At 70.8% G+C, this 11,533-nt stretch carries 8 protein-coding genes; 4 read left to right on the forward strand and 4 right to left on the reverse strand.

Annotation, left to right across the window (positions count from 1 at the left end):
* Window positions 1-238 precede the first annotated feature (238 nt).
* Entirely contained in the window at window positions 239-811 is a 573-nt protein-coding gene (locus BX285_RS26135) for a hypothetical protein (protein ID WP_121178388.1), read from the forward strand.
* Between the two features lie 291 nt (window positions 812-1,102).
* On the opposite strand, the gene xerC is transcribed toward BX285_RS26135, so the two are convergent.
* The 3 genes from xerC to BX285_RS26155 form a co-directional block, all read right to left on the reverse strand.
* Complete coding sequence (xerC, locus tag BX285_RS26145) at window positions 1,103-1,816, reverse strand: tyrosine recombinase XerC (RefSeq protein WP_183107227.1); 714 nt, start codon at window positions 1,814-1,816, stop codon at window positions 1,103-1,105.
* A 684-nt stretch (window positions 1,817-2,500) separates the two neighbouring features.
* Complete coding sequence (locus tag BX285_RS26150) at window positions 2,501-3,757, reverse strand: sensor histidine kinase KdpD (protein WP_097235666.1); 1,257 nt, start codon at window positions 3,755-3,757, stop codon at window positions 2,501-2,503.
* Window positions 3,754-4,440, reverse strand: a complete 687-nt coding sequence (locus BX285_RS26155; RefSeq protein ID WP_257032341.1) for a response regulator transcription factor — start codon at window positions 4,438-4,440, stop codon at window positions 3,754-3,756. The genes BX285_RS26150 and BX285_RS26155 overlap by 4 nt, the downstream gene beginning before the upstream one ends.
* Before the next feature lie 325 nt (window positions 4,441-4,765).
* Between BX285_RS26155 and BX285_RS26160 the strand changes: the two genes are divergently transcribed.
* Together BX285_RS26160 and BX285_RS26165 are read left to right on the forward strand one after the other, a co-directional pair.
* Window positions 4,766-6,367 (forward strand): alpha/beta hydrolase, encoded by a 1,602-nt coding sequence (locus BX285_RS26160; protein WP_121179020.1) that lies wholly within the window; start codon window positions 4,766-4,768, stop codon window positions 6,365-6,367.
* A 67-nt stretch (window positions 6,368-6,434) separates the two neighbouring features.
* On the forward strand, window positions 6,435-8,114 hold the full coding sequence (locus BX285_RS26165; RefSeq protein ID WP_259470793.1) for a serine/threonine-protein kinase: 1,680 nt from the start codon (window positions 6,435-6,437) through the stop codon (window positions 8,112-8,114).
* Between the two features lie 278 nt (window positions 8,115-8,392).
* Here BX285_RS26165 and BX285_RS26170 read toward each other — a convergent pair whose 3' ends face one another.
* Window positions 8,393-8,869, reverse strand: a complete 477-nt coding sequence (locus BX285_RS26170; protein WP_121178391.1) for a DUF5994 family protein — start codon at window positions 8,867-8,869, stop codon at window positions 8,393-8,395.
* A gap of 1,607 nt (window positions 8,870-10,476) precedes the next feature.
* Between BX285_RS26170 and BX285_RS26175 the strand changes: the two genes are divergently transcribed.
* A complete protein-coding gene (locus BX285_RS26175) occupies window positions 10,477-11,484 on the forward strand; it encodes a LysR family transcriptional regulator (protein WP_097235663.1) in 1,008 nt (335 codons plus the stop codon).
* Window positions 11,485-11,533 lie beyond the last annotated feature (49 nt).

Consider the following 11,533-nt stretch of genomic DNA (forward strand, 5'->3'; position numbering starts at 1 on the left):
CACCCGGTTCAACGCGACCCCACGGGACAAACCGACGCAAGCCGACATGCTTGCCCTCGCACGAGGTCGGTGCCCCGAACTCGCCCAACAGGCCGGCCAAGCACCCAAGGGAGTACTTGGAACGGCCCTGCAACGGTGCGACGAACACCTCAGTGACCTGCTGGCACTGTGCACCGGCAACCCCGAGTTGGACACAGCACTCGCAGGCCACCTGAACAACCTCATCCACAGTGCGGAGATGGACATCCGCCGCCTGGAACTGGTCACCGCCGCACTGGCTGATCCGTCCGCAGCATGGGAGACAGCCTTGCGAGCAGCCTCCGAAGACCAGGACGCTGCGCTCGACGCCGCCACGGTCATCGGTGCGCTCAACAGGAGCAGGCCGGGCAGCGCACCGCTCGACCTGGCGGACCGGCTCGCCCCAGTCGTGCACGGAGCCGACTCGGACGCCACCCAGGCACTGGGCGAGGCAGTCAGGTCCATGTCGCGCCAGGTCCGCAAGAAACTCGATGACGCGCTTCCCAGGGACACCCAACAGAACCGAGCCAGGCGAACGGCGTTCCGCAAGGCTGCCGGCTTGTGGCCGCCCGTGCCCCTTCCCATGCACTCAGGGAAGGGGCACAACCTCAACACGCGGTTGGGCTGCCAAGCGCACGGAACCTGCCGTTATGTCTCGGTGGAGGCATGCGGGTTACGCGGCTACGGGCATGGGGTTCTCGCCGTCGTCATCTTTGCGGAAGTGCGTCTGGGTTCGGCCTGCTTGGGCGCGGTCGAGTGCTTGGGCGAGGGCGTGGACGGCTTGGTCGGCTGAGTCTTTGAAGAGGTGGCCGTAGAGGTTGATGGTGGTGGCGAGGGTGGCGTGGCGCAGTGTTTTGGAGACGATGCGAGGGGGATGCCTTCGGCGATCATGATGCTGGCGGCGGTGTGTCGGAGGTCGTGGAGTCCGATCTTGGGCAGGTCGAGTTCGGCGGTGCGCTTGCGGAGTTGGTCGAGGACCCACTGCGGGCGCAGCGGCGCACCGCCGGGGCGGGAGAAGACCAGGCCTTCGAGGAGGCCGTCGGGGTGCGCGGCCATCTGGATCGCGGCTTGGCGTGGAGGGCGGTCATGACTCTGGGGAGAGGCTGATCCAGGCGCGGCTGGCTTCGGTCTTGGGCTGGCCGAAGGTCAGGCTGTTGTTGTTGACGGCGGCGAGCGTCCAGCGGACGAAGAGCTGGTGGTCCATGAGGTGGACGTCCTCCCAGTGCAGGGCCAGGACTTCGCCGCGGCGCATGCCGGTGCCCAGGATCACCTCGAACAGGTCGGTGAGCTGGTCGGCGTACTGCTCGGCGTTGTGCCGCAGGAACGTCGCGGCCTCCTCCGGCGTCCAGCAGGTCCGCTCCTCCGCCCGGGGCTTGGGCGGGACGGAGTGATTAGCCGGGTTGTAGCGCAGCCGCCAGGGGCGGACGGCGGCGTCCAGCGCGTTGCGCAGCGTGGACGCGGCCTTGTAGATGGTGACGAGGCCTCGCCCGGCCTCCAGCTGGGTGCCGATCCACTCGTCGACATGATGGGGTCGCAGGTCGAGCAGCTGGATGTGGCCGAACGCCGGGACCAGGTCACGCTCGACACACGCCACGTACCCGGCGTAGGTGTTCGCCGACAGATACGCCCGCCTCGTCACCAGCCACTCGCGCAGGTAACTCGCCACCGTGGTCCGCCGGTTCTCGTACACCCCGCGCAGCTCCAACACCGCCCGCATCTCCCGCATCGCCTCCGCATGGCTGGCGAAACCGCCACGGCGGCGGACCCGACGCCGCCCCTCGTCCTTCGCCAGATCCACCGCGTACGTCCACGTTCCGTGCCTCGGGTCCCCGGCCAGCCGCGGACGCCACGGACCCAACTGCTTCCGGTTCCCGTCCGAACAACCACACCGCCGGTAGACCCGGCCACGCTGCGCATGCTGTCCCATGGCTTCTCCTCTTGAACTCGGTGAGCTTGAGTCCAAGGTCGCTGCCCGGTCGGGTGTGTCGGCAGAGCGTGCGGGACGGTGCGCGAGGCATGTCAGACCCAGTCGGGGAGGACACGCTCAAGGTTGGGGTCCGCGGTGAAGCCGCCGTTGTGGCCTTCGAGCGGTCGGCGCAGGGCGGCTCGGGCTGATTCCTCGGTGGGGTATACGCCGCGGCGTACGGTGTGGCGGCCGGGGGTGGGTGCGGGCAGGTCGACGGCGAGGGTCCAGGTGCCGTGCCCGGGGTCGGAGACGAGCGCCGGGCAGCGGGCTCCGAGCTGGTGGTGGTGAGGGTCGCGGCAGCCGCAACGGCGGTGGACACGTCCAAGACCGACGACGGGGCGCATCGTGATCGCTTCCAAAGATCGTCGCGATCGTGCTGGGCATCATCGGCGCCGTCGCTCACGGGCCGCCCCGTGCGGCAGGCTGCCGCTGCGGCCCGGCTTCTCGAGCGGCACCGCACACTCATGTCGATGGGGCGGCGCACCGATCGTGGGCGTGCGCATCGCCGGGGTTGGCCTACTTCGTCCGGGGTGGGAGGCGGAGGGTGAAGCGGGCGCCGCCGCGCGGGTTGGTGCCGACGTCGAGGGTGCCGCTGTGGGCGTGGGCGACCCAGGAGGCGATGGACAGCCCGAGGCCGGTGGAGCCGGAGCCGCTGTGGAAGCGCTGGAAGAGGGAGTCGGCGAGAGCCGGGGGGATGCCGGGTCCGGCGTCGTCGATGGTCACCGTTCCGTCGGCGGCCACGGTGACGTCGACTTCTGCGGGCAGGCCCGGGGCATGGCCGTGGAGGAGCGCGTTGCCGAGCAGGTTGGCCACCGCCCGCCGGAGCAGGTCGGGATCGGCGACCACGACGACCGGTTCGGTGTGGACGCTCACGTGGTGCTCGCCGGTTTCGACGTCGTCGACGACCACCTCGACGAGCTGGTCCAGGCGTAGCGGCTGGCTGGCCAGGGTGCCGACACCGGCCATCAGCCGGGCCCGGGTGAGCAGGCCGTCGATCAGGTCGCCCATCCGGGACGCCAGGCGCACGGTCCGTTCGAGCGCGGCGGTGCGGTGCTCGTCGTCGCGCAGCGCGGTCTCCGCGAGGCCGCGTAGCGATGCGGTGGGTGTGCGCAGGTCGTGGGCGGCGTCGGCGAGGAACTCCTCCTGTTGTTGCAGCGCTGTCAGCGCCGGCCGGATCGCCCGCCCGGAGAGCAGGTGCCCGGCCACGGCGGACAGGGCAACCAGGACCGCACAGCCGGCCACCAGGAGCAGAGCCAGTTTGCGGTGCGCGGCCCGGTCGCCGGTGGTGTCGTCGGCTGCGACCACCGCGCCGGCCGTCGACTGGCCGTTGGCTCCCGCGTAGGGCTCGGCGAGTAGCCGGATCCGGTGGCCGTTGTCGCTGCGTGCGTCGACCACGACGGCCGATCCCTCCCGCATCGCTTCCGCGGCCACCGCTTCCAGGTCCTCGGTGTGGGCTCGGATGCAGGGCTTGCGCGGGGTGTAGGAGACCGTGGGCTGGTCGGCCGTGCCGGTCACCACGGTCACCGGCGGGCAGTCGGTCTCCGTCCCGTCCTGCAGGTACTGCGTGTCGAGCCGGCCGTTGTCGTCGAAGCTCAGGAGCAGGGTCGCCTGGCGGGTCTGCAGGGTGAGCGCGTCGTCGAGCCGGTCGCTCCAGGAGTTGTCGTCGGTGTGGATGGCGAACGCCGCCAGGCCGATCAGTCCGATCGCGCTGGTGAGAGAGAACAGTGCGGTGAGTCGCCGGCGCAGCCGCCGGATCCGGGCCGCTGCCGTCATCCTCGGCCGCCGACGCCGCTGCCGGGCGGCGCCAGTCGGTAGCCCACCCCGCGGACCGTGTGGATCAGCGGCGGGTCGCCGAGCTTGCGGCGCAGCTGGGAGACCAGCACCTCGACGACGTTGGAGTTCGGCTCGGTCATCTCGTCCCAGCATTTCTCGATCAGGTCGGCGCGGGGTACGGCCTGGTCCGCCCGGGCCGCGAGCAACTCCAGTACGGCGAACTCCTTGCGGGTCAGCATCAACAGCACGCCGTCCCGGTGCACCTGGCGGCGGGCGGTGTCGATCTCCAGGTCGGCGAACCGCTGCACCGGGGGCCGGACGGTGGCCGCCCGTCGGCACAGGCTGTGCACCCGGGCCGCCAGCTCGGGCACCGCGAACGGTTTGACCAGGTAGTCGTCGCCGCCGACGGCGAACCCCTCGACCCGGTCGGCGACCGTGTCCCGGGCGGTGAGGAACAGCACCGGGACGGTCCGCCCAGCTCGGCGCAGCTCGCGCACGTACTCGACAGCGTCCCCGGAGGGCAGCATCCGGTCGAACACCGCGCAGTCGTATTCGGTGACGAACAACGCCTCGTCGGCGGCCGGCAGATCGGCCACCTCGTCGACGGCCAGCCCCTCGCTGCGCAGTGCTGCGGACACGGCAAACCGCAGGTCATCGTCGTCTTCGGCCACCAGTACTCGCACGGCGGTCAGGATAGCCCGATGTGCGGCCCGGGCCGCCCTCATCAAATCCTCAGCTTCGCCCGGCAATCATCTGTGAGGTCACAGCGGAGCGAACCGGCAGGAGCCGAGTAGCGCGGCCGTTCGCCCGGGAGATACGTGGGCGGACCGGCACGCGGCGCCGTGAGACACCCCCGGGCGCGATCCCCCACGCGCCCGGGGACCGCCAGCGGCCCGGCGGATGGAGCCCTCGGCCCAGCCGCCCCGGGCCGCCGAGGTGGTGCCGGTGCCGCTGACCACTGCGGGCGTCGTGCGCAACAACCCTGCCAAGTCCCTCTGGAGTACCCCCATGAAGCACCCGACGAGCAAGCGTGCCGGCCTGATCCTGGCCTTGGCCGCACTCGGCGTCACGGCACTTGCCGGATGCATCCCGGCGTCCGGGGACACGGCTGCGGAGGGCGCCGACACGGCGCCGACCGATTCCGCGCAGCAGAGCGCTTTGCAGACCTTCTACCGGCAGAAGCCGACCTGGACCACGTGCGGCGAGCTGCAGTGCGCCACGTTGACCGTCCCGGTGGACTACGCGCACCCGGAGACCGGCCAGACCTTCACCCTGCCGCTGGCCAGGTCCGTCACGGCGGATCCCGCCCAGCGCATGGGCTCCCTGGTCTTCAACCCCGGCGGACCGGGCGAATCCGGGGTCGAGCAACTGAAGTCCGGCGGCCTCTCCTCCTTCAGCGAACGGGCGCGCGCCCGCTTCGACATCGTCAGCTTCGACCCGCGGGGCGTGGCCGGCAGCAAGCCGGCCATCGACTGCGGCTCCTCCGACTCCTCCGACCAGGACCAGCCCGAATCCGACTCCGCCTCGACGAGTGCGTATCCGAAGACCGCCGCCGAACGCAGCGCCGCGCTCGCGGACGCCGAGAAGCAGGTTGCCTTCTGCAAGGCCCGCAGCGGAGCCATCCTGCCGCACGTCGGGACGCTGGACGCGGCCCGCGACATGGACGTGCTGCGCGCGGCTCTCTGCGACGAGAAGCTCAGCTACCTCGGCTGGTCCTACGGCACCTACCTCGGCACCGTCTACGGCGAACTGTTCCCGCACCGGGTCCGCGCGCTCGTCCTCGACGGCGCCGTCGACCCCTCGCTCGACTGGTCCGAGGCCGCCCTCCAGCAGGGCAAAGCCTTCCGGAAGTCGGTGGACGACTACGCTCGGCAGTGCGCCACCGTGGTCCACGACGCCTGCCCCGCCACCACCCCGGACGGAATCCACAAGGTGATCACCGACCTGCACCGGCGGACGGCCAAGCACCCGCTGCGGATCAGGGGCACCACCGAGCGGCTCGACCAGAACATGCTGCTCGCCGCCCTCACCAAGTCGATGTACTCACCCGAGTCCCAGTGGCAGGACCTGTCCGAGGCGCTGCGCGCCGCGCGGGGCGGCGACGGGACGAAACTCGCCGAGATCGCCAGCCCCGGTATATCCGGCCAGCCCGCCCAGGCCGGCAGCTCCGACCCGGGCAGCTCCGGCGAGCAGGCCCCCGACAACTCCTCCGTCGCCATCACCGCCGTCAACTGCCTCGACCAGCCACACCCGAGGGACGCGCAGCCCTACTGGGAGCTGCTGGAGCGCGCCAACCAGGAGGCCGGAGTCTTCGGCACCTCCGCCGTGCTCGCCGAACTCACCTGCAAGGGCTGGCCCGCCGGACACCAGCAGCCGCACCGCGTGAACGCCAAGGGCCTGCCCCCGGCCCTGGTCGTCGGCACCACCGGCGACCCGGCCACGCCCTACCAGTGGTCGCAGGGTCTCGCCGACCAACTGCCCGGCGGCATGCTGCTCACCTTCAAGGGGACCGGCCACACCGCCTACGGCCGCAGCAACGCCTGCGTCAACGACGCCGTGGACGCCTACCTCATCGACCTCAAGCCGGTCCCGAGCGGCAAGGCCTGCTGAACGGCCGGCACTCCCGTCGCGCCACCCTCGCCCCCGCTCACGGCTCGCACCACTGGAGACCTTCCACATGCCCATCGACATGTCCCTGGACTCCTTGCCCGCGTCAACGCTTTACCAGCCCCTGCAGCCCGACGATCCGGCCGAAGTAGGCGGCTACCGGTTGCACGCCCGGCTCGGGGCAGGCGGCATGGGGCGGGTCTACCTGTCCTACACCCCCGGTGGCCGGCCCGTGGCCCTCAAGACGGTCCGGCCGGAGTTCGCGCAGGACACGGAGTTCCGGGGGCGCTTCGCACAGGAGGTCACCAACGCCCGGCGGATCCATGGGCTGTACACCGCCCAGGTGATCGACTCCGGCGCGGACGACGACGTGCCGTGGCTGGCCACCGCGTACGTTCCGGGCCCGTCGCTGCAACAGGTGGTCCGGGAACACGGCGCGCTACCGGTGCGCACGGTCCTGCTGCTGATGGGCGGGATCGCGGAGGCGCTGCAGGCGATCCACGGCGCCGGAGTCGTGCACCGGGATCTCAAGCCCGCCAACGTGCTGCTCGCGGCCGACGGTCCGCGCGTGATCGACTTCGGCATCGCCCGCGCGGCCGACGCCGTCGCGCTGACCGGCACCGGTTTCCGGATCGGTTCGCCCGCCTTCATGGCGCCCGAGCAGGCCCTGGGCAGGCCGGTCACGCCCGCGACGGACGTCTTCGCGCTGGGTTCTCTGGCGGCGTACACCGCCGGCGGCACCCAGCCGTTCGGCGAGGGACCGGAGACCACGGTGCTGTACCGGGTGGTGAACGAGCAGCCGGATCTCGGCCGTGTCCCGGGCGACCTGCACGCGCTGCTGCTGCGCTGCCTGGCCAAGCAGCCCGAGGACCGGCCGACCCCCGCAGAGATCATCGAGGCCGCCCGCAACCACCCCGCTGCGGGCGGCGGGCTGCGCTTCGCCGACGACTGGCTGCCCACTCAGGTCAGCACCGACATCACCCGCCGCTCTGACCTGCCGCAGGACTTGGCCGCCGCGTTCTCCCCCGACGTCGTCGCCGCCCAGGCCCCGCCCGGCTCCTACGGCGCTGCGCAGCCCCTGCCCGAGGTGCCGACCGCTCTGCTTCCGCCCCCACTGCCGACCGTCGCCGCTCCCGCGATACCCGCGGTGGGCAAGCCCTACCGCAAGGGCGCGACCTGGAAGACGGTACTGCTGCTGTCGGCGTTGGTGGTGGCTCTCGGTGGCACGGTCGGCGGCGTGCTCCTGTCCCACAAGCTCGACCGGATCCTCGCAGCCACGGGATTGGCCGGCGACAGCCCGACGGCCGGTGACACCGGCCCGGACACGCCGGCACCGGCGGCCGACGGCCCGGGGCCGACCGACCCGGCGAGCCCGGCCACGTACACCGCGGCGTACACCGATGCAATCCTGACCGCACCCGACGACTCCTACGACTTCGACATCGAGACCGGCAAGTTGATCCCCGCGCAGTCCACCGAGTGGTCCGTCGGGCACAACGCCAACGAGTTCCTGATCCCGACGGGAAGCGACGCCGCCATCACCCCCAGCGGGCGGCCAACCCCGGCCGATTGCTCGACGGCCATCGACCGGCAGCCGGCGACGGCCCTCGACTTCAGTGACCTGCCGGCCGGCCGAGCCTTCTGCGTGCGATCGAGAAGCACTCACGCCATCGCGATCGTGCGGGTCATCTCCGTGACCGGCAACGGCCCGGTGAAGGTCTCGATGGACCACTACCGCAGCGACAGCTGACCTCCGCTCCCATCCGGCGGCCTTCGCTGGAGCATGAGCGCCGCGAACGCGGCGGGCGTGTGCGGTGAGGAGGCTCCCGTCCTGAGACGGCTCCGGTCATCGGTTGCTCGGCCGCCGAGGAGCCGGGCTTCATCCGGGCACGCGGCGGCGTATTCCGGGGTGATGTCCGCGCACCTATCCGCCCGATCCGGGGTGCCGCCGGGGGCGGGCGCCGGCAGCGGGAAGTCCGGGCTGAGGTCGGCGGCGAACGGCCTGGTGTCGTCCGCTGCCGACCGTTGTCATCCGTCTGCCCGCGGGTCTGCGGTCGGCGCGCCCGCGGCTGTCAGGAGGTCGGTGCCGGTACGTGTGTTGGCCGGGTCGGACGCCGCTGTCATCAGCCACTCGGCGGCGGAGGCCTCGGCCTCCGGGGGAATCACCAGGAGCTCCAGGCGTAGAGGGGTGAAGGAGCACACGAGCACCTCGTCCGCGTCCTGCTCCTGTTCGAACCACCCGACGTGGATGACATGGCCTGCGACCGGGACGCGCCGGGGGATGGCCGGCCAGTGCGTCGGATTCACGGTGACACGGGTGACCTTCCCCCACGTGGGGTCCAGTGCCGTCGCCAGTGGGGGAAGTTCGCGCAGGAGGTCGTGCGAGCGCGGCCACCAGGCCCCGTCCAGCCGGCCGCGCGTGGCGCCCTCGGGTGTCAGTGAGAGGCGGACCGCCGGCTCCGGCCCCGGTGGCTGGGCGGCGGCGGGATCGGAGGTCGCGGTCATGTCGAAACACCTGCCCTGGGCTCGTCCTTGGACGGCCTTGTGCTGCCGCCGGGGCACGGCAGTAGCTCGCAGGCCGTGGACGGTGCTCTCTTCCACCGTACTCCGGCCACAGCCCCGGCATCCGGGGTGAGCAGGGGCGGTCGGTGGGTTGCCGTTGGTCGACCTGCGTCTTCGTGAAGGCCGGCTCGGAGGCCGGGGGAAGTCGCCGGAAACGTCCGAACAACGCCTGTACGCATGGGCGCAGAGTGTGCGCACCGTGGTGCCGGGTAGGGCTGCGGCCGGTCACTGCCGAGGGGGCGCCCGCCGTTCTGGCGTGGCGAGGAGGCCGGCGTCGGCCCATCGCAGAGCCCGGTCCAGCAGATGACCCAGGAGCCGCTCACCGAAGCCCTGCATTTCGACCGGTCCACCGCAGTCGTGCGGTTCTTCCGTGCGAACTCCGCCACGAACCACGGTTTTCCCGCAGCAGTACTCTCCGTCGGCCGGCTTCCTCGCCCGGCCTCCACGTGGATCGGCGCAGGACTCCCCGGCACTTCCCCTGTCCCGGCATGGCGCCGGCCCTCACCTGCGACACCTCGGCCAGGATGGATCCTGTGACCGTGGGGTGAGCCACAGGAAATATCTCGGGTAGATATTCTGGTCAAACGTCACGCAGGGGAATTTTCAGATACTGACTCATGTGCGCGGCGGACTCGAAGTCTCACATTAAGGAGTATCCTGGAAAATACCGGAAGAAGTTACCGGTAGGACGATCGAGAGGAGGCGAATATGCTGATCACTGAGGCAGGATCCCCGGCTCTGCGACCCGTGATCGAAAAAATGTCCGCCTTTTCGGTGGGAAAGATCACAGGGTGAATGGGGGTCAGGGGGGTGCAGATTCAGATCCTGTTGCCCCGGTCGGCGCTACGTTCATGCAGGCCGGAAAGCCGTTCCCCGCAGGAATGCGGGGAACGGCCTTTTCTGGGGCGGGCCGTGTGCCGTGGTTCGGCGGAGGACGGGTTGTGAAGTCTCCCCTTGAGGTTGGACACGTGGAGACTGGGCGATGCAAGCCCGGAGGAAGCAGCACCAGGTGGGAATCAAGAGCAACATGGCCAAGCGGTACACGGCGGAGTTCAAGCGGGACGCGGTCGCGCTCGTCCGGTCCTCGCCACACCGGAACGTCACCGAGATCGCCCGGGAACTGGGGGGTCAGTCCGGAGGGGCTGCGGGGCTGGGTCAAGCAGGACAGGACCGACCGGGGCGCGGGCCGGCCGGGCGAGCTGACGAGATTGTCCGGAACGGCGTCGTGGCAGCGCGCTCTTGCTCCTGCTCACGCCGGTGTCTGCGGATCAGTCCCATGCCCCGCGTGTTCGCACCGACTGCCACCCGAACCGGCCAGTGGACCGGGCCGGAAAACGGCCTCGATCCGCGCGACCCCAACGCGGGAAAGTGCTGCGCGACGGCGCCCGCGACCGCCACGCGCAACCGCCTGAGGCCCTGCGCCAGGCCTCCTGCGGCGAGGCCGTCGGGAGGCGGCTGCGCCGGGCGAGATCGAACAGCGCAGGTCTGATGGCCGGGTCGTTACCGACGCACCCCTACTGATGTGGGACTGATCTCCGTAGCATCTCGCCATGGAGCTCGAATTCCGGCACCTCCGGATCATCTGCAGCATCGCGGACAGCGGCAGTTTGACGCGGGCCGCCGCGTCGTTGCGGCTGACCCAGCCCGGTCTCAGTGCCCAGTTGACGCGGATCGAGCGGGCGCTCGGCGGTGAGCTGTTCAGCCGCGCGCAGTCGGGTGTCGTCCCGACCGCCTTCGGGGAGGTGGTGCTGAGCCGGGCACGGGCGCTGCTGCCGACCATTGACGAACTGTTGGAGGCCTCCGCTCTCGCCGCGCGGAGGAGCTGTTCGCCGCACCGTTTCCGGCTCGGTTCCGTCAACGCTCCCCTGCTCGGCGGGTTGATCACGGCGATCAGGTCGCACCATCCGGAGGCCGAGATCAGTTCGCGGGGCCACGGATGCCCCGTCCCGCTCGTCGAGGACATCGCGGGCGGCCGTCTTGAGGCGGCCGTGGTGGGCGACAGCCCCGGTTATGAGCTCGTGCTCCCCCCTGGAGTCACCGTCGAGCCGATCGCCACCGAGCCGCTCTTCGTGGCACTGCCGGCAGCCCATCCGCTGGCGGCGCTGGAGGAGGTCGCGCTGGAGGATCTGGAGGAAGAGGACTGGGCCGCTCCTCGGCCGGACAACGACCGGATCCGTGAGTACTGGTCCAGGACCCTGCTCGTCCTGGGGCATCGCATACGCGTCGTCCACGAGGCGGAGGGCCGACTCCTCCTGGACATCGTTCGCCACGGCCACGCGGTGAGCTTCTGCCAGGCCACCTTCGAGGAGGTCCCGGGCATCGCCGTACGTCCGATCGCCGGGAATCCGCTCTGGTACCGGCATCTGCTCGCCTGGTACGAGGAGGGGCCGTTGGAAACGTTGGGCCCCTCCCTCGTGCAGGACGTCATCGAGGCGTACCGGACGGCGTGCGCCCGCAGCACGGTCTACCAGGGCTGGCTCGAAAGGCACGACGGCGCAGTGCCGCCGCAGCGCACTGCGGTGGGCGTGTTGAGCAGTGGCGTGCCTCGCTCTGGGTGAGGCGCCCGGTGGTGTGACACGATCCGCGCGGTGGAGCCTGCGGCGGTGC

The sequence above is a fragment of the Streptomyces sp. 1114.5 genome, assembly GCF_003635085.1.
Lineage (GTDB): Bacteria > Actinomycetota > Actinomycetes > Streptomycetales > Streptomycetaceae > Kitasatospora.

Coding starts and splice junctions, on each gene's coding strand:
- BX285_RS26135 (WP_121178388.1), top strand. CDS start 239: ATGGACATCCGCCGCCTGGAACTGGTCACCGCCGCACTGGCTGATCCG.
- BX285_RS26165 (WP_259470793.1), top strand. CDS start 6,435: ATGCCCATCGACATGTCCCTGGACTCCTTGCCCGCGTCAACGCTTTAC.
- BX285_RS26150 (WP_097235666.1), bottom strand. CDS start 3,757: ATGACGGCAGCGGCCCGGATCCGGCGGCTGCGCCGGCGACTCACCGCA.
- BX285_RS26170 (WP_121178391.1), bottom strand. CDS start 8,869: ATGACCGCGACCTCCGATCCCGCCGCCGCCCAGCCACCGGGGCCGGAG.
- BX285_RS26160 (WP_121179020.1), top strand. CDS start 4,766: ATGAAGCACCCGACGAGCAAGCGTGCCGGCCTGATCCTGGCCTTGGCC.
- BX285_RS26175 (WP_097235663.1), top strand. CDS start 10,477: ATGGAGCTCGAATTCCGGCACCTCCGGATCATCTGCAGCATCGCGGAC.